The 18,201-nt window shown below is 66.9% G+C and carries 17 protein-coding genes; 7 read left to right on the top strand and 10 right to left on the bottom strand.

The genetic code is table 11. The features are described from left to right. The first annotated feature begins 92 nt into the window (after positions 1 to 92). Entirely contained in the window at positions 93 to 1,628 is a 1,536-nt protein-coding gene (gene lnt, locus M6E97_RS01445) for an apolipoprotein N-acyltransferase (protein WP_023095215.1), read from the top strand. A gap of 49 nt (positions 1,629 to 1,677) precedes the next feature. Here the strand turns inward: lnt and M6E97_RS01440 are convergent, their stop codons facing one another. Together M6E97_RS01440 and M6E97_RS01435 are read right to left on the bottom strand one after the other, a co-directional pair. After that, entirely contained in the window at positions 1,678 to 2,439 is a 762-nt protein-coding gene (locus M6E97_RS01440; protein ID WP_003093163.1) for a YdcF family protein, read from the bottom strand. 72 nt (positions 2,440 to 2,511) lie between these two features. Further along, positions 2,512 to 2,943 carry a hypothetical protein gene (locus tag M6E97_RS01435; protein ID WP_003114329.1) on the bottom strand — a complete coding sequence of 144 codons (432 nt, stop codon included), beginning with the start codon at positions 2,941 to 2,943 and terminating at the stop codon, positions 2,512 to 2,514. Positions 2,944 to 3,113: 170 nt separating this feature from the next. Between M6E97_RS01435 and leuS the strand changes: the two genes are divergently transcribed. The 5 genes from leuS (at position 3,114) to M6E97_RS01410 (ending at position 9,664) form a co-directional block, all read left to right on the top strand. After that, positions 3,114 to 5,735, top strand: coding sequence for a leucine--tRNA ligase (gene leuS, locus M6E97_RS01430; RefSeq protein ID WP_019486576.1), 2,622 nt, complete (start codon positions 3,114 to 3,116; stop codon positions 5,733 to 5,735). A 66-nt stretch (positions 5,736 to 5,801) separates the two neighbouring features. Next, on the top strand, positions 5,802 to 6,425 hold the full coding sequence (gene lptE, locus M6E97_RS01425; RefSeq protein ID WP_003100322.1) for an LPS assembly lipoprotein LptE: 624 nt from the start codon (positions 5,802 to 5,804) through the stop codon (positions 6,423 to 6,425). A gap of 37 nt (positions 6,426 to 6,462) precedes the next feature. After that, positions 6,463 to 7,500, top strand: a complete 1,038-nt coding sequence (holA, locus tag M6E97_RS01420) for a DNA polymerase III subunit delta (RefSeq protein ID WP_003093168.1) — start codon at positions 6,463 to 6,465, stop codon at positions 7,498 to 7,500. 91 nt (positions 7,501 to 7,591) lie between these two features. Then, positions 7,592 to 7,744 (top strand): alternative ribosome-rescue factor A, encoded by a 153-nt coding sequence (gene arfA, locus M6E97_RS01415; RefSeq protein ID WP_003093169.1) that lies wholly within the window; start codon positions 7,592 to 7,594, stop codon positions 7,742 to 7,744. A gap of 573 nt (positions 7,745 to 8,317) precedes the next feature. After that, complete coding sequence (locus tag M6E97_RS01410) at positions 8,318 to 9,664, top strand: lytic murein transglycosylase (RefSeq protein WP_003093171.1); 1,347 nt, start codon at positions 8,318 to 8,320, stop codon at positions 9,662 to 9,664. Between the two features lie 109 nt (positions 9,665 to 9,773). Here M6E97_RS01410 and M6E97_RS01405 read toward each other — a convergent pair whose 3' ends face one another. Further along, complete coding sequence (locus M6E97_RS01405) at positions 9,774 to 10,664, bottom strand: alpha/beta fold hydrolase (protein WP_015502373.1); 891 nt, start codon at positions 10,662 to 10,664, stop codon at positions 9,774 to 9,776. 107 nt (positions 10,665 to 10,771) lie between these two features. On the opposite strand from M6E97_RS01405, the gene M6E97_RS01400 reads away from it, so the two are divergent. Next, positions 10,772 to 11,665 (top strand): LysR family transcriptional regulator, encoded by an 894-nt coding sequence (locus tag M6E97_RS01400; RefSeq protein WP_003132503.1) that lies wholly within the window; start codon positions 10,772 to 10,774, stop codon positions 11,663 to 11,665. Positions 11,666 to 11,809: 144 nt separating this feature from the next. On the opposite strand, the gene lipA is transcribed toward M6E97_RS01400, so the two are convergent. From lipA to rodA, 7 genes are all read right to left on the bottom strand, one after another. Beyond that, a complete protein-coding gene (gene lipA / locus M6E97_RS01395; RefSeq protein WP_003119196.1) occupies positions 11,810 to 12,793 on the bottom strand; it encodes a lipoyl synthase in 984 nt (327 codons plus the stop codon). After that, positions 12,790 to 13,443: a lipoyl(octanoyl) transferase LipB gene (gene lipB / locus M6E97_RS01390; RefSeq protein WP_003093177.1), complete on the bottom strand. Its 654-nt coding sequence runs from the start codon at positions 13,441 to 13,443 to the stop codon at positions 12,790 to 12,792. Before lipB ends, lipA begins: the two co-directional genes overlap by 4 nt. Next, a complete protein-coding gene (locus tag M6E97_RS01385; RefSeq protein ID WP_003093179.1) occupies positions 13,443 to 13,724 on the bottom strand; it encodes a DUF493 domain-containing protein in 282 nt (93 codons plus the stop codon). The genes lipB and M6E97_RS01385 overlap by 1 nt, the downstream gene beginning before the upstream one ends. Positions 13,725 to 13,794: 70 nt before the next feature. Continuing rightward, positions 13,795 to 14,955: a D-alanyl-D-alanine carboxypeptidase family protein gene (locus M6E97_RS01380; protein WP_003093182.1), complete on the bottom strand. Its 1,161-nt coding sequence runs from the start codon at positions 14,953 to 14,955 to the stop codon at positions 13,795 to 13,797. A gap of 65 nt (positions 14,956 to 15,020) precedes the next feature. Continuing rightward, a complete protein-coding gene (rlpA, locus tag M6E97_RS01375) occupies positions 15,021 to 16,046 on the bottom strand; it encodes a septal ring lytic transglycosylase RlpA (protein WP_003093184.1) in 1,026 nt (341 codons plus the stop codon). After that, positions 16,043 to 17,065, bottom strand: coding sequence for a lytic murein transglycosylase B (mltB, locus tag M6E97_RS01370; protein ID WP_003132500.1), 1,023 nt, complete (start codon positions 17,063 to 17,065; stop codon positions 16,043 to 16,045). Before mltB ends, rlpA begins: the two co-directional genes overlap by 4 nt. Positions 17,066 to 17,073: 8 nt before the next feature. Beyond that, positions 17,074 to 18,177 (bottom strand): rod shape-determining protein RodA, encoded by a 1,104-nt coding sequence (gene rodA / locus M6E97_RS01365; RefSeq protein WP_003114090.1) that lies wholly within the window; start codon positions 18,175 to 18,177, stop codon positions 17,074 to 17,076. Between the last annotated feature and the right edge of the window lie 24 nt (positions 18,178 to 18,201).

Here is an 18,201-nt window from a genome sequence, read left to right as displayed (position 1 = left end):
GACTCCCCTGTCGCCGCGGACGTTGCCGTCCGGCAGCCGAAGGCGGCCCCGGTCTGCGCAGTCGGACATTGAACAGGCTCTAAGGACATTCGATGCGTTGGATTTCTCGTCCCGGCTGGCCCGGACACCTGCTGGCACTCGCCGCAGGCGCGCTCACACCCCTGGCCCTGGCGCCCTTCGACTACTGGCCGCTGGCGATCCTCTCGATCGCCCTGCTCTATCTCGGCTTGCGCGGCCTTCCCGGCAAGTCCGCCCTGTGGCGCGGCTGGTGGTACGGTTTCGGCGCGTTCGGCGCCGGCACCAGCTGGATCTACGTCAGTATCCATGACTACGGCGCCGCCTCGGTGCCGCTAGCAAGCTTCCTCATGCTCGGCTTCACCGCCGGCGTCGCCTTCTTCTTCGCCCTGCCGGCCTGGCTGTGGGCGCGCTGCCTGCGCCGCGACAACGCGCCGCTGGGCGACGCCCTGGCGTTCGCCGCCCTGTGGCTGGCACTGGAGCTGTTCCGCAGTTGGTTCCTTACCGGTTTCCCCTGGCTCTACGCCGGCTATAGCCAGTTGCAGGGACCGCTGGCCGGGCTGGTGCCGGTGGGCGGCGTATGGCTGTCCTCCTTCGTCATCGCCCTCAGCGCGGCCCTGCTGGTGAACCTGCCGCGCCTCTTCCCGCACGGTGCCAGCCTGCTTCTGGGGCTGGTCCTGCTGCTCGGCCCGTGGGCGGCCGGCCTCTATCTCAAGGGCCACGCCTGGACCCATTCGGCCGGCGAACCGCTGAAGGTCGTGGCGATCCAGGGCAACATCGCCCAGGAGCTGAAATGGGACCCGAATCAGGTCCGCGCGCAACTCGACCTCTACCGCGACCTGAGCCTGCCGCAGCAGGACGTCGACCTGATCGTCTGGCCGGAAACCGCGGTGCCGATTCTCCAGGACATGGCCAGCGGCTACCTCGGCGCCATGGGCCAGGTCGCCGACGAGAAGAACGCCGCGCTGATCACCGGGGTCCCGGTGCGCGAACGTCTCGCCGACGGCAAGAGTCGCTACTTCAACGGCATCACCGTGGTCGGCGAAGGCGCAGGCACCTACCTCAAGCAGAAGCTGGTGCCGTTCGGCGAGTACGTGCCGCTGCAGGACCTGCTGCGCGGCCTGATCGCCTTCTTCGACCTGCCGATGTCCGACTTCGCTCGCGGCCCGGCCGACCAGCCGCTGCTCAAGGCCAAGGGCTACGAGATCGCCCCGTACATCTGCTACGAAGTGGTCTACCCGGAGTTCGCCGCCGCGCTCGCGGCGCAGAGCCAGGTGTTGCTGACAGTGAGCAACGACACCTGGTTCGGCACTTCCATAGGCCCGTTGCAGCACCTGCAGATGGCGCAGATGCGCGCCCTGGAAAGCGGTCGCTGGATGATCCGCGCGACCAACAACGGCGTCACCGGCCTGATCGATCCCTATGGCCGGATCGTCCGGCAGATCCCGCAGTTCCAGCAGGGCATCCTGCGCGGCGAGGTGATTCCCATGCAGGGCCTGACGCCCTATCTGCAATACCGCGTCTGGCCGCTGGCCGGGTTGGCCGGCGTGCTGCTGCTATGGGCTCTGCTCGGCCGCCAGTTGCGTCCGCAGGAGCGACGCCTGTTCGGCTGAAACCAGCCCCTCCTGGAAAGACCGGCGCCCCCGCGGCGCCGGTTGCGTCTCAGCGGTAGAACAGGCGATAGCCGACCAGGCCGATCGCCTCGTTCAGCAGCATGCCGCTCTGCCAGAAGGCCTGCGCTTCCGGCAGCCAGCCGCCGAAGGGCCGCAGGTTGGCCCCGCCGAGGAAGCCGACCGGCGCCGGGATCACCTCGAACCCCTGGCGCTCGAAGCTCCAGCGTGCCCGCTGCATGTGCCAGGCCTGGGTCACCAGCACCACCCGGCGCACGCCGGCCTCGCGCAACTGCGGGGCGCTCAGGGTGGCGTTTTCCCAGGTGGTACGGCTGAGACCTTCCTGCCAGCGCGTCGGCACGCCGAAGTCCTGCAGCAGGGCATTGGCCATCAGCGCCGCCTCGCTGGGCGGGCGTCCGTAATGCAACCCGCCGCTGATCAGTACCGGCAGCGCCGAGGTCTTGGCCAGCCGCGCGGCATAGCGCAGCCGCTCGGCCGCCAGCAGGCTCGGCGCATCGTCGCCCCAGGCCGGGTCGTTGGTCTGCCGGCCGGCACCGAGGATGACGATGGCGTCGGCGCGCTGCGCCAGGCCCGGTAGATCCTCCGCCAGCAAGGCCGGTTCGCTTTCGAGCCAGCGCCCCATCCACTCCACGCTGAGCGGCATGCTCATCAGCCACAGACCGAAGAACCCGCAGACACCGCACAGCCGCGCCAGCCTCGGTCGGCTGGTGCGCCACCAGAAAGCGAAAAACAGCAGCAGCAACAGGCCGCCCGGCGGCAGCAGCAGTTGCTTGAAGAAATAACGGATCGGCATCGCCCCCTCCCTGTCGGAAGAGGCAATCTAAAGGATTGCGCGACGCCTGGCGAAACTTCCCGGAAGGAGACCCTAGCGGCCGTTGCCCGAACGGAACAGTTGCGAGCCGCAATGGCCGCACGGCAACACGCCATGCCCCTTGCTCCACTGCACCGGCGCACCGCAGAGCGCACAGAGCAGTTGCCGCTGTTTCAACGAGACGTGCCGACGCGGCGCCGGCGGTTGCGGCCGGGGCGGCCGGGGTGTCCTGCCGGGCTGGCGCTCGAGCAGCGCCAGCTCCTCGGCGGCCGCATGCCAGCCGCGCAACCAGTGCAGGTCCTGGTCGAGATAGGCGCGTATCAGCCCCATCTCCGCTTCGCTCAAACCACGCAACTCAAGCTCCGTGGGATGCTCGTCACGCAGGCGCTCGGCCGTATCCGCTTCATCCAGAGCCAGGGCGAGACGCTGCAGCAGCCTCTCGTACAGCCCACCTCCCGTCACACTCGCGCGTTGCAGCTCAGCCATCGAACACCTCTGAAGGTACCACTGGGCAGCCAGCCATCGACCGTCCATAGGGCAAGCTTAGCGTTCCCGTTCGGCTGAACCGCCCCCGGCGACAAACGGCGCGGGCTATCGACAGGAGTGGGGGTCATGTATGCTACGAGGCTTTCGAACAGTCACGTCTAAGTAGCGCCATGCACGAGCAATATCAGCCACTCGAGATCGAAACCCAGGCCCAGAACTACTGGAAAGAACACCAGTCCTTCCTCGTCAGGGAGCTACCCGACAAGGAGAAGTTCTACTGCCTGTCGATGTTCCCGTATCCGAGCGGCAAGCTGCACATGGGCCACGTGCGCAACTACACCATCGGCGACGTGATCAGCCGCTACCACCGCATGCAGGGCCGCAACGTGCTGCAGCCGATGGGCTGGGACGCGTTCGGCATGCCGGCGGAAAACGCCGCGATGAAGAACAACGTCGCCCCGGCGGCCTGGACCTACGACAACATCGCCTACATGAAGTCGCAGCTGGACAGCCTCGGCCTGGCGATCGACTGGAGCCGCGAGGTCACCACCTGCAAGCCGGACTACTACCGCTGGGAGCAGTGGCTGTTCACCCGCCTGTTCGAAAAAGGGGTGATCTACCGCAAGAACGGCACGGTCAACTGGGACCCGGTCGACCAAACCGTACTCGCCAACGAGCAGGTGATCGACGGGCGCGGCTGGCGCTCCGGCGCGCTGATCGAGAAGCGCGAGATCCCGATGTACTACTTCAAGATCACCGCCTACGCCGAGGAACTGCTGGAGAGCCTCGACAACCTGCCCGGCTGGCCGGAGCAGGTGAAGACCATGCAGCGCAACTGGATCGGCAAGTCGCGCGGGATGGAGATCGGCTTCCCCTACGACCAGGCCTCCATCGGCCACGCCGGCCAACTGAAGGTGTTCACCACCCGTCCGGACACCCTGATGGGCGCCACCTACGTCGCCGTCGCCGCCGAACACCCGCTGGCCACCCAGGCAGCGCAGAACGACCCGCAGTTGCAGGCGTTCATCGACGAATGCAAGCGCGGCGGCGTCGCCGAGGCCGACATCGCCACCCAGGAGAAGAAAGGCATGGCCACTTCCCTGTTCGTCGAACACCCGCTGACCGGCGACAAGCTGCCGGTATGGGTCGCCAACTACGTGCTGATGAACTACGGCGAAGGCGCGGTGATGGCGGTGCCCGGCCATGACGAGCGCGACTTCGAGTTCGCCAACAAGTACGGCCTGCCGATCCGCCAGGTGATCGCCAAGGTCGAGGGCGACGACGACTTCGAGTCCAGCGTCTGGAAGGAGTGGTACGGCGCCAAGGACGAGTCCGTGCTCACCGTCAACTCCGGCAAGTACGACAACCTCGGCTACCAGGCCGCCTTCGACGCCATCGGCGCCGACCTCGAGGCCAAGGGCCTGGGCCAGGCGCGCACCCAGTTCCGCCTGCGCGACTGGGGCATCAGCCGCCAGCGCTACTGGGGCTGCCCGATCCCGATCATCCACTGCGAGGCTTGCGGCGACGTCCCGGTGCCAGCCGACCAGTTGCCGGTGGTGCTGCCGGAAGACGTGGTACCGGACGGCTCCGGTTCGCCGCTGGCGAAGATGCCGGAATTCTACGAATGCAGCTGCCCGAAATGCGGCCAGCCGGCCAAGCGCGAAACCGACACCATGGACACCTTCGTCGAGTCGTCCTGGTATTTCGCCCGCTACGCCTGCCCGCAGTTCGAAGGCGGCATGCTGGACAAGAAGGCGGCCGACTACTGGCTGCCGGTCGACCAGTACATCGGCGGCATCGAGCACGCCATCCTGCACCTGCTCTATGCGCGCTTCTTCCACAAGCTGATGCGCGACGAGGGCCTGGTCGGCAGCGACGAGCCGTTCAAGAACCTGCTGACCCAGGGCATGGTGGTCGCCGATACCTACTACCGGACCACCGCCAACGGCGGCAAGGACTGGTTCAACCCGGCCGACGTCGAGGTCGAGCGTGACGCCAAGGCCAAGGTCGTCGGCGCGCGCCTGAAGAGCGACGGCCAGCCGGTCGAGATCGGCGGCACCGAGAAGATGTCGAAGTCGAAGAACAACGGCGTCGACCCGCAATCGATGATCGACCAGTACGGTGCCGATACCTGCCGCCTGTTCATGATGTTCGCCTCGCCGCCGGACATGAGCCTGGAGTGGTCGGACGCCGGCGTCGAGGGCGCCAACCGCTTCCTCCGCCGCGTCTGGCGCCTGGCTCACGCCCATGTCAGCGCCGGCCTCCCCGGCGCGCTGGACGTCGCCGCCCTGAGCGACGCGCAGAAGCAGGTCCGCCGCGCCATCCACCTGGCGATCAGGCAGGCCAGCCAGGATGTCGGCCAGCACCACAAGTTCAACACCGCCATCGCCGCGGTGATGACCCTGATGAACGTGCTGGAGAAGGCGCCGAACCAGGACGCCCAGGACCGCGCCCTGATCCAGGAAGGCCTGGAAACCGTGGTCCTGCTGCTGGCGCCCATCACTCCGCACATCTGCCACGTGCTCTGGGGCCAGCTCGGCCATGCCGAAGCGGTGATCGATGCGCGCTGGCCGAGCGTCGACGAGAGCGCACTGGTGCAGGACACCCTGCAACTGGTGGTGCAGGTCAACGGCAAGCTGCGCGGGCACATCGACGTGGCCGCCAGCGCCAGCCGCGAGGATGTCGAGGCCGCCGCGCGCGCCAACGAGAACGTGCTGCGTTTCACCGAAGGCCTGAGCATCCGCAAGGTCATCGTGGTACCGGGCAAACTGGTCAACATCGTCGCCAACTGATACGCGATTCCATTGGACGCCCCCGGCCATCCGGGGGCGCTGATCAACAGGAGTGAGGGAAGCTTGATGAAACGTATCCTGACCAGCGCCGCGCTGATCGGTATGACCACCCTGCTGGCCGCCTGCGGCTTCCAACTGCGCGGCCTGGGCGATGCGCAATTCGCGCTCAAGGAAATCGACGTGTCCGCGCGCAACGCCTACGGCCCGACCGTGCGCGAACTGAAGGAAACCCTGGAAAACAGCGGCGTGAAGGTCACCAGCAACGCGCCCTACCACCTGGTGCTGGTCCGCGAGGACAACCAGCAGCGCACCGTCAGCTACACCGGTTCCGCGCGCGGCGCGGAGTTCGAGCTGACCAACACGATCAACTACGAGATCGTCGGCGCCAACGACCTGGTCCTGATGAGCAACCAGGTACAGGTGCAGAAGGTCTACGTGCACGACGAAAACAACCTGATCGGTTCCGACCAGGAAGCCGCGCAGCTGCGCAGCGAGATGCGGCGGGACCTGATCCAGCAGTTGTCCATGCGCCTCCAGGCGCTGACCCCGGCGCAACTCGACGAAGCCCAGCGCCAGGCAGAAGCCAAGGCCAAGGCGGAAGCCGAAGCCCTGCGCGCCGCCGACGAGGCGGAGCGCCAGCGCCGCGCCGCCGAGCCGCAGCAGTCGCCGATCGAGTTCCCCACCCCGTGATGCCCCGGGGCCGGTTTCGCCGGCCCCGTCTTCTCCTATGAAGCTGACTCCCGCGCAACTCGCCAAGCACCTCCAGGGCCCCCTGGCGCCCGTCTATGTCGTCAGCGGCGATGAACCGCTGCTCTGCCAGGAAGCCTGCGATGCCATTCGCCAGGCCTGCCGCGAGCGCGACTTCGGCGAGCGCCAGGTATTCAATGCCGAAGCCAACTTCGATTGGGGCCTGCTGCTGGAGGCCGGCGCCAGCCTGTCGCTGTTCGCCGAGAAGCGCCTGATCGAACTGCGCCTGCCCTCCGGCAAGCCCGGCGACAAAGGCGCGGCGATTCTCCAGGAATACCTGCAACGGCCGCCGGAAGACACCGTGCTCCTGCTCAGCCTGCCCAAGCTCGATGGCAGCACGCAGAAGACCAAGTGGGCCAAGGCCCTGATCGATGGCAACGCCGCGCAGTTCATCCAGGTCTGGCCGGTCGACGTCCACCAGTTGCCGCAGTGGATTCGCCAGCGCCTGTCCCAGGCCGGCCTGTCCGCCAGCCCCGAAGCCCTGGAGCTGATCGCCGCGCGCGTGGAAGGCAACCTGCTCGCCGCCGCCCAGGAAATCGAAAAGCTCAAGCTGCTCGCCGAGGGCAACCAGATCGACGCCGCCACCGTACAGGCCGCGGTCGCCGACAGCGCACGCTTCGATGTCTTCGGCCTGATCGACGCGGCCCTTGGCGGTGAAGCGGCCCACGCTCTGCGCATCCTGGAAGGACTGCGCGGCGAAGGCATCGAGCCGCCGGTGATCCTCTGGGGCCTGGCCCGCGAGATCCGCCTGCTGGCTGGTCTGTCCCAGCAATACGGCCAGGGCATCCCGCTGGAGAAAGCCTTCGCCCAGGCGCGTCCGCCGGTCTGGGACAAGCGCCGTCCGCTGCTGACCCGTGCCCTGCAACGCCACTCCAGCAGCCGCTGGAACCAGATGCTGCGGGATGCCCAGTTGATCGACGCGCAGATCAAGGGACAGGCACCCGGCAGCCCCTGGAGCGGTCTCTCGCTTCTCGCCCTGAGCCTCGCCGGCCAGCGTCTCGGCCTGCCGGCAGCCTGAAGGCGCAACCGGCACTGGACAATCCGCGGCGACAGGCAGATGATGCGCGCGCTGGCGAGCGCCAGCCCGATCACCTTCGAGGACCTCTGCCATGGCAAAGAAAAGCAAGCGGCCGAACAAGGCCAAATCCCTGGTCGCCCAGCCACTGTTCCGCAGCCGCCAGGAACAGGCGAAGAAAGGCAAAGGCAGCTACCGCCGCGAAGCCTCCCGTAACTGGGAGGCTTCTTTCGTTATGGCGGCCTGAAACAGCCGCTGGTCCATCCTCCCGCAACGCCCTCCTCACCCACGCGCCCCGCCTACCCCGCCCGAAGCCCGTCGACAAGACCAACCCCACCGCCAGCCTGCCGCCCATGGGCACACTATCGTCGGCGCGCAAGCCCTGGCCCATCGGGTTGGGCGAAAAACCAATGGTTCCTCCATCATGATCCGCGGCCTCGACAACCCGCGCGGCCGACTGGCAGTCCCCTGGCCACGGCAGCGCGAGAGCCAGGTTCGGGTATTCGATGCCGGCGCCGAAGCGGATAGCGATGTCGTGCAGAACGAAGGCCAGGAAGCAGAAGTCGAATGCCTCGGGCATGCCCTGCGTCCCGCCTCCGATCCCGGACCGGGGCGCCGCGAGGCTTCGACAGGCGGCGGAGCGGTACGGACGAAACCATTGGCCGCCCGACAGTGACCGAACATATGGCGAACGATATCCACCGCGCCGATGGAACCACATTGGCGAACCCGGGGCCCCGCCGGCGCGTCCAACGACGGCAGACGCGTTCTGGCCGGCGTGCTAAGGTGGCCCGTCCCGAGGACCCTGCTGAGGAGAGCAATGCGTAACCCCGAACGATCCGCCCTGCTGAAGGTGAGCGGGCTGCTGGGCAGCACCGTCGTCGCCATGGGGCTTGGCCTCTCCAGTGCCTGCGCGCAGAAGAACCCGATAATCGAATACAACCAGCCTTCCGCTCCCCTGCAGACCAAGGCGCCCTTCACCGGCGCCGGCCCGGCCGCCTCGGTGTCCGCTGGCGCGCCGAGCGAGGCCCAGCCTGGGCAGAGCTTCGAACAGTGGCGCGACGCCTTCCGTCAACAGGCGCTGGCCGGTGGAATCGATGCGCAGACCTTCGATCGCGCCTTCGCCGGGGTCGAGCCCGATCCCGCCGTGGTCGAAGCCGACCGCAGCCAGCCGGAATTCACCCGGCCGGTATGGAAATACCTGGAAGGCGCCCTCGATCCGCTGCGCGTTCGCCAGGGCCAGGCGCGCCTGGCGCAGCACGCGCGCATCCTCGGCGAAGTCGACGCGCGCTATGCGGTGGATGCGGATGCGGTGGTGGCGATCTGGGGCATGGAGAGCAACTACGGCTCGCACATGGGCAACAAGAACGTGATCCGCTCCCTGGCGACCCTCGCCTATGAAGGACGCCGCCCGGAATTCGCCCACGCCCAGTTGCTCGCCGCCCTGAAGATCCTCCAGCACGGCGACGTTCCGGCCTCCTTCATGATCGGCTCCTGGGCCGGCGCCATGGGCCAGACCCAGTTCATCCCGACCACCTACAACCAGTATGCCGTGGACTTCGACGGCGACGGCAAGCGTGACATCTGGGGCTCGCCCGGCGACGCCCTGGCCTCCACCGCCAACTACCTGAAAGCCTCCGGCTGGATCGCCGGACAACCCTGGGGGTTCGAAGTCCGCCTGCCGGCAGGCTTCGACTATTCCCTGGCGGAACTCACCATCCGCAAGCCCCTGGGCGAGTGGCAAGGGATGGGCGTACAAGGTGTCAACGGCGGCCCCCTGCCCTCCGGGCTCTCCGGCGAACAGGCCTCGCTGCTGCTGCCGGCCGGGCACCGCGGCCCGGCCTTCCTGGTGCTGCACAACTTCCGCGCCATCCTCAAGTACAACAACTCCAGTGCCTATGCCCTGGCCGTCGGCCTGCTCGCCGACAGCTTCAAGGGCGGCGGCCGGATAGTCGGCGCCTGGCCGCTGGAGGATGTTCCGCTGAGCCGCTCGCAGCGCATCGAGCTGCAACGGCAACTGGCCGCCCGCGGACACGATCCGGGCGCGGTGGACGGCATCATCGGCGCCAATACGCGCAAGGCGATCCGCGCCTGCCAGCAGGAGTTCGGCTGGCCGGCGGACGGCTATCCGACCCCGGCGCTGCTCGACCGCCTGCGGACGCCATAGGGCCGCCGGCGGAGCTTACGACCCCACGTCCGCCGCGACCGCTCGCGGCACACCGGTTCGTAGGGCGGATAACGCCATGGGCGTTATCCGCCGCTGCGGCGTCCAGGACCTAGTCATCCGCGCAGAACCGCAGGATCGCGTCCGCCACCTGATTGGCCGCCTCACGCTGCGGAAAATGGCCGACGCCCTCCAGCACCAGCCGCTGGTAACGCCCGCTGAAGTAGTGCTCGCGTCCGCGGGAGCCGTCGGGGTGGGTACAGGCATCCGCGCCGCCGTGCAGCACCAGGGTCGGCAGCGCCAGGCGCGGTGCCGGGAGCAAGCGCTGTTCCGCCGACCCGTAGCGCGGCTCCCCCGCGACGAAACCCCAGCGATGCCGGTAATAGTGCAGCACCACGGCGACCCAGTCCGGCCCGGAGAAGGCCTGGGCGGCCTCCTGGAAATCGCGCTCGGCATACCATCCCGGCGGCGACCAGGTGTCCCACATCTGCCGGGCGAACGCCTCGCCCTCCTCGCGCAGCGCACGCTCGCCGCGTGGCGTGGCCATGAACCACTGGTACCAGAAGCTACGAGCCTGCGGCAGGGAAAGAACTTGCTGCGGATCGTTACTGGCGTACCCCACCGAGAGCATCACCAGGTGCGAGGCGAAGCCCTCGCGCAGTCCGCAGGCACTGGCCACCGCGCGGGCACCCCAGTCATGGCCGACCAGCAGGGGACGTTGCAATGCCAGGCCGTCGACGAATGCCAGCAGATCGCAAGCCAGAGCCGCCAGTTGCCCGCTGCGCGGAGTAGACGCATCGCGGAAGCGGGTCGGGGCGAATCCCCGGAGGGCTGGTGCCAGCACCCGATAGCCGGCGTCCGCCAGGGACTCCGCCAGGTCTTTCCAGGCATGCGGGCTGTCCGGCCAACCGTGCAACAAGACGGCGCTGCGCGCCCCCTGCGGATTCCACTCCAGGTAGGCGATATCCAGGACATCGGTGGAAACGAAGGCATAGCGGCTCATCGGACCTCTCCAAGAGAAAGCGAAGGGACATCCTAGGACGCTTGCCAAGGGTGATTCATGAATAGTTAGCGTCTACTATTCATGAAACGAGATGAATGGAAGACCTCATGGAGCTTGCCGTCCCCACCTCCCAATCCCTGGATATCGTGTTGTTGCGTACCTTTCTCGAAGTGGTCGACAGTGGCGGCTTCGCCCTCGCCGCGGACAATCTCGCGCTCACTCCCTCCGCAGTCAGCGGGCATATCAAGCGCCTGGAACAGACAGCCGGCGTCAGCCTGCTCAGCCGCACCACCCGCCGCCTGGAGCTGACCCAGGCGGGCGAGACGCTCTACGCCTATGCCCGCAACATCGTCGAGCTGGAGCGCGAGGCCCGCGCCAGGCTGCACGGCACGCCGATCCGCGACCGCCTGCGCATCGGCGCTTCGGAGGACTTCGCCAGCGCCTGGCTGCCACGCGTCCTGCAACGCTTTCGCCGCTGGCACCCCGAAGCATCCATCGAACTCAAGGTCGGTATCACCACCGACCTGCTCCGCCAGCAGGCCCAGGGGCGCACCGACGTGGTGTTCGGCAAGCAGTGCCGGCGGGTCGGAGACGACGGCGAACTGCTCTGGGAGGAACCGCTGGTCTGGGCCGCGGCGACCGCGATCGAGCTGCCCGTGGGCGAACCGCTGCCGCTGGCGCTGTTCCCCGAACCCTGCGTCTACCGCGAAGCGGCGATTACAGCCCTCGGCGCCGCTGCGCGTCCCTGGCGCCTGGTGTTCGAGAGCGCCAGCATGGCCGGCTGCCTGTCCGCCGCGCTGGCCGGTTTCGCCGTGACGGTGGTGGCGCGCAGCCAGATGCGCGAGGGGCTGCGCGAACTGGGCCCGGAACAGGGTTTTCCGACGCTGCCGGAGGCGCGTTTCTACGCCTTCTCGCGCCAACCCAGCCTGGCGGCCGAGGCACTGATCGAGGCGGTGCGGCAGCTCGGCCAGCGCAGTCGCTTCGTTACCGCACAGGGATGAGAGCAAACGGCATTCACCTACGCGCCGGCGGATAACCGCAAGCGGTTATTCGTCCTACGTCCGAAGAGGCTTGGTGGCTGCCCAAAGAAAAACGCCGCGTCCCTGTGCAGGGACGCGGCGTCGGAGGCATTGGCGCGGCGTCGATCAGCCGATCTTGTTGCCGTGCGCCTGCTGGTCGGCATGGTAGGACGAACGCACCAGCGGACCGGACGCGACGTTCTTGAAGCCCATCTTCTCGCCTTCCTCGGCGAACCAGGCGAAGGTGTCCGGATGCACGAAGCGCTGCACCGGCAGGTGGTTGCGCGACGGCTGCAGGTACTGGCCGAGGGTCAGCATGTCGATGTCGTGCTCGCGCATCCGCTGCATGACCTCGATGACCTCGTCGTCGGTCTCGCCCAGGCCGAGCATCAGACCGGACTTGGTCGGTACGTGCGGAACCATCTGCTTGAACTTCTGCAGCAGGTCCAGCGACCACTCGAAGTCCGAGCCCGGCCGCGAGGAGCGGTACAGGCGCGGCACCGTCTCCAGGTTGTGGTTGAACACGTCCGGCGGCTCGTTGGCGGTGATCTCCAGGGCGATGTCCATGCGACCGCGATAGTCGGGCACCAGGGTTTCCAGCTGGATCCCCGGCGACAGCTTGCGGATCTCGCGCAGGCAGTCGGCGAAGTGCTGGGCACCGCCGTCGCGCAGGTCGTCGCGGTCCACCGAGGTGATCACCACGTACTTCAGCCGCAGGTCGGCGATGGCGATGGCCAGGTTGGTCGGCTCGTCGACGTCCAGCGGCTTCGGCCGGCCATGGCCGACGTCGCAGAACGGGCAGCGCCGGGTGCAGATGTCACCCATGATCATGAAGGTCGCGGTGCCGCCGGAGAAGCACTCGCCCAGGTTCGGGCAGGACGCCTCTTCGCAGACGCTGTGCAGCTTGTGCTTGCGCAGCAGTTGCTTGATGCGGTCGACCTCGGGGGAAACCGGGATGCGCACGCGGATCCAGTCGGGTTTCTTCGGCAGTTCCTCGGTGGGAATGATCTTCACCGGAATCCGCGCGACCTTTTCCGCGCCGCGCAGCTTCACGCCGACTTCCACCTTGCCCGGCTTGGCTTCTCCGGACTTCTCCACAACAGTGCTCATGTCAGTTCGATCCCGCCCGTAAGGGTCTTCTGTTCAGCGTAGCCAAGGCGTGAGACGAGCTCAGCGCGCAATCGGGTACACACCTCGGCAAAATCCACCGGCCCAACCAGGTCGCGCAGTTGGGTCATGGGCATCCCGGCGTAGCCGCAGGGATTGATTCGTTGGAACGGTCGCAGGTCCATGTCCAGGTTCAGCGCCAGGCCATGGAAGGAACAGCCGTTACGGATGCGCAGGCCGAGGGAGGCGATCTTCGCCCCGTCGACGTAGACACCCGGCGCGTCCGGCTTGGCCACGGCCTGCACGTCATAGGACGCCAGCAGGCCGATCAGGCTCTGCTCGATCCGGCTGACCAGCTCGCGCACGCCCAGTCCCAGGCGGCGGACATCGAGCAGCAGGTAGGTGACCAACTGGCCGGGGCCGTGGTAGGTCACCTGGCCGCCGCGATCCACCTGGATCACCGGGATGTCGCCGGGGAACAGCACATGCTCGGCCTTGCCGGCCTGCCCCTGGGTGAAGACCGCAGGGTGCTGCAACAGCCAGGCTTCGTCCATTACCGATTTGTCGCGTTCGGCAACGAAGCGCTGCATGGCATGCCAGGTCGGTTCGTAGGGAACCTCGCCGAGCTCACGGAAGCCCAGCTCGAGTCCCATCAGAGCACCATGTGCACGCGTCCGGTCGCGCGCAGGTCGTTATGGATGGCTTGCAGTTGGTCGACATCGGTGGCGGTGATCAGCACCTGCACCGAGAGGAAGCGCCCCTTGCTGCTGTCGCGGACCACCAGGGTCTCGACGTCGAGATCCGGCGCGTGGCGCCGGATGATTTCCACGACCAGGTCGGAGAAACCTTCGCCAGCGTCGCCGATCACCTTGATCGGATAGCGCTCGCAGGGGAATTCGATTTTCGGGGGTTGAACGTCAGGGGTATCGGTCATGGCGGCGGCGGACCCGTGGTCCGCGGGGACGGGCGCCCGCTGGCCTCGTGAGCGGGCGGGCGCCGGTCGGTCAGTTGAACAAACCGTAGAAGAACAGGCGGATGCTATCCCACAGGCGGCGGAAGAAACCACCCTCCTCGACGGCGTTGAGGGCGACCAGGTCGGCGCTGCGGATGACCTTGTCGTCCAGCTTCACTTCCACCTTGCCGATCACCTGGCCCTGCTGGATCGGCGCCATCAGCTGCGGCTCCAGGACCATGCTGGCCTGCAGCTTCTGCATCTGGCCGCGCGGCAGGGTCATGGTCAGGTCTTCGGCGAGGCCGGCTTTCACTTCATGCTCGGAACCCTTCCAGACCAGGCCCTTGGTCAGCTCGGTGCCCTTCTTGTAGAAGTTGCGGCTTTCGAAGAAGCGGAAGCCATAGGTCAGCAGCTTCTGGGTCTCGGCGGCGCGGGCCTGCTCGCTGTTGGTGCCGAACACCACGGCGATCATGCGCTGGCCGTCGCGTACCGCGGAAGCCACCAGGCAGTAGCCGGCTTCGTCGGTGTGGCCGGTCTTCAGGCCGTCGACGGTCTTGTCGCGCCACAGCAGCAGGTTGCGGTTCGGCTGCTTGATGTTGTTCCAGAGGAATTCCTTCTGCGCGTAGATCGCGTAGTGGCTCGGCTCGCCGTAGATGATCGCGCGGGCCAGCACCGCCATGTCGCGGGCGGAGGAATAGTGGTCCGGGTTGGGCAGGCCGGTGGCGTCCATGAAGTGGGAGTTGGTCAGGCCCAGCTTCTGCGCGGTGGTGTTCATCATGTCGGCGAAGGCGTCTTCGCTGCCGGCGATATGCTCGGCCAGGGCGACGCTGGCGTCGTTGCCGGACTGGATGATGATGCCATGCAGCAGGTCGCTCACCGATACCTGGCTGCCGACCTTGATGAACATCCGCGAACCGCCGGTGCGCCAGGCATGTTCGCTGACGGTGACCAGGTCGTTCTCGCCGATGCGGCCGGCCTCGATCTCCTTGGTGGCGATGTAGGCGGTCATCAGTTTGGTCAGGCTGGCCGGCGGCAGGCGCTGGTCGCCGTTGTTCTCGACCAGAACCTGGCCGCTCTCGCCGTCCATCAGGACGTACGACTTGGCGGCCAGTTGCGGCGGCGCCGGAACCATGGATTCAGCAGCCCAGCCAGCCGTAGGGGCGATGAACAGGACAAGCAGTGACAAGCGTTTCGCGATAGTGGTGATGTTCATCCGTCTCTCTGGTTCTACCAATGGTCAAACAATCCCTTGCGGGAATTCCCTGCGTGAGTAGGCGCTCAGTCGGGGCGTACCAGCGTCGGCTGGCCAAGGTTGGCCACGCGGATGCTGTCCTGGGTGCGGCTAACCTCGTCCGCCGAACCGATCGGTCCCAGCCGCACCCGGTGCAGAATCTGCTGGTTGCGTACGACCGAGCTGATAAACACCGGCGCAGCCGTCACGCCGCTCAGCTTGGCCTTCAGCAGCTCCGCTGCATCCGGGTTGGCGAAGGCGCCCACCTGGAGATACAGGCCATCGGCTGGTAATGAAGCGTTTTTTTTTGAGTCGATCTGCACCGGCAGCACGGCGGCCGCGTGCTGCGCCGGCGGCGGGGTGTAGGTCTCGATCGGCTGGGCCATCGCCACCGCCTGAGTTTGCGTCGCAGCGGGGGCCTGGGCCACCGCCTGCTTGGGCTGCGCCAGGACCATCGGCGCCGGCCGGCCACGCTGGGCCCACCACTGCACCGGGTCGATGCCTTCGACCTTGACCCGCGCGGTGCCGGTCTCGGCATAGCCGAGCTTCTTCGCCGCGGCGAAGGACAGGTCGATGACCCGGTCGGAATAGAACGGGCCGCGGTCGTTGACGCGGACGATCACGCTCTTGCCGTTGTCCAGGTTGGTCACCCGCACGTAGCTCGGCAACGGCAGGGTCTTGTGCGCGGCGGTCATGCCGTAGAGGTCGTAGGTCTCGCCGTTGGCGGTGGCCTGGCCGTGGAACTTGGTGCCGTACCAGGACGCGGTGCCGACCATCCGGTAGGCCCGCGCATCGTTCATCGGGTAGTAGGTCTTGCCCAGCACGGTGTAGGGGTTGGCCTTCACCGAACCGTTGTGCGGCATCGGCACCGCATCGGGGATCCGCGACACGTCGACGTCCCACCAGGGGGCGCCGTCGCGATGCGGACGGGAATAGTCGCCCGGCCCGGAAATGCCCGCCTGCCTGGCCGGCTGCTGGGGCGCCTTGCTGGAGCAACTGCTCAACAGCACGGCCGCCAGCCCGAGGCCGCAGACGGCGGGCAGGATCAGGGAGGAGCGGACACGCTTGCTCAATGGGCACCTCGCGCGCGGGCAATCTCGCCCGCCAGCTGATAAACCGCCATGGCATACATGGCGCTGCGATTATAGCGGGTGATCACGTAGAAGTTCGGCAAACCGACCCAATACTCGATGCCCTTGTCGCCGACGAAACGCATCGCCGTGACCTTCTGGTCGTCGCGCAGCGCATCGTGGGTGCGCCAGCCGCGGGCACGCAGCTCGCCCAGGCTCATGGTCGGGTCGACGCCCCTGGTCACCGCGCTCTCGGCGCTCTCGTCGTTGATCTCGGCCACCGAGACCACCGGCTCGCCGGTGACCCAGCCGTGCTGCTTGAAGTAACTGGCGACGCTACCGATGGCGTCGGTCGGGTCGCTCCAGATATTGATGTGGCCATCGCCGTCGAAGTCCACCGCGTAGGCGCGGAAGCTGCTCGGCATAAATTGCGGCAGGCCCATGGCGCCGGCGTAGGAGCCGGTCAGGCTGAGCGGGTCGACCTGCTGTTCGCGGGCGAGCAGGAGGAACTCGCGCAACTCCTTGCGGAAGAAGTCGGCCCGCGGCGGGTAGTCGAAGCCGAGGGTGGACAGCGCGTCCATCACCCGGTAGCTGCCGGTGTTGCGGCCGAAGAAGGTTTCCACGCCGATGATCGAGACGATGATCTCGGCCGGCACGCCGTATTCCTTCTCCGCCCGCGCCAGGTCTTCGGCATGCTTGTTCCAGAAGTCGACACCACGACTGATGCGCGCGTCGCTGATGAAGATCGGCCGGTATTCCTTCCACTGCTTGACCCGCTCGGCCGGGCGCGAGATCGCATCGAGGATCGACTGCTTGCGGTTCACGTCGCGGAACAGCCCCATCAGCTGCTCTCCGGCGAAGCCGTAGTCGCGGGTCATTTCGCTGACGAACTCGGCCACTTGCGGCGAGCCGTCGTAGTCCCCCGCCTGGGCCGCCCCGGACAGGCCAATGACGCCGGCTACGCCGACCCATTGGACGCCCCTGGCCGCCCATGTACGCAGTACTTGCATTGCGTTCTTCACTCTTGGTCTCAAACCTGGGCGATCCACTTCCGATGGGTATGGATCGACATCAGAACCCCGAACCCTGACAACAGGGTAACCAGCGAAGTTCCGCCATAACTAATGAAAGGCAGCGGTACCCCCACCACCGGCAACAACCCGCTCACCATACCGATATTCACGAAGACATAAACGAAAAACGTCATGGTGATGCCACCGGCCAGCAGTTTGCCGTAGAGCGTCTGCGCCTGGGCGGTGATCACCAGGCCACGACTGATCAGCAGCAGGTAGAGCACCAGCAGCAGGCAGACGCCGACCAGGCCGAACTCCTCGCCGAGGACCGCAATGATAAAGTCGGTGTGGCTTTCCGGCAAAAAATCCAGGTGCGACTGGGTGCCCAGCAGCCAGCCCTTGCCGAATACCCCGCCGGAACCGATGGCCGCCTTAGACTGGATGATGTTCCAGCCGGTGCCCAGCGGGTCGCTTTCCGGGTCGAGGAAGGTCAGCACCCGCTGTTTCTGGTAGTCGTGCATGATGAAGAACCACATCGCCACTGCGATCGGCACCGCCGCCGACACCGCGCCGACGATCCAGCGCCAGCGCAGGCCGCCGACGAACAGCACGAAGCCGCCGGAAGCGAGGATCAGCATGGCGGTGCCGAGGTCGGGCTGTTTCAGGATCAGCACGAACGGGGTGATGATGATCGCCAGGCTGATCACCATGTGCTTGAGCCCCGGCGGCAGGTTGCGCTTGGACAGGTACCAGGCCACCGTCATCGGCATCAGCAGCTTCATGAACTCCGAGGGCTGGAAGCGGATCACCCCGGGGATGTTGATCCAGCGCGTCGCCCCCTTGGCGTCGTGGCCGATCACGTCGACCACCACCAGCAGCGCGACCCCCACCAGGTAGCCCAGCGGCACCCAGCGGGCCATGAAGCGCGGCTCGATCTGGGCGATGACCACCATCATGCCCAGTCCCAGGCCGAACGAGGTGGCCTGCTTCATCAGCATGTCCCAGCTCTTGCCGCTCGCCGAATAGAGGACGAACAGGCCGGTGGCGCCGAGGATCAGCAACAGCAGCAGGAGAATCCCGTCGATGTGCAGGCGCTGCAACAGGCTGGCGCGCCGGCGCATCACGTCTTCGTTGGACAGGGTGCG

The organism is Pseudomonas sp. B111 (assembly GCF_026428275.1).
GTDB classification, from domain to species: domain Bacteria; phylum Pseudomonadota; class Gammaproteobacteria; order Pseudomonadales; family Pseudomonadaceae; genus Pseudomonas; species Pseudomonas aeruginosa.
This window is presented reverse-complemented; position numbering and strand designations above follow the sequence as displayed.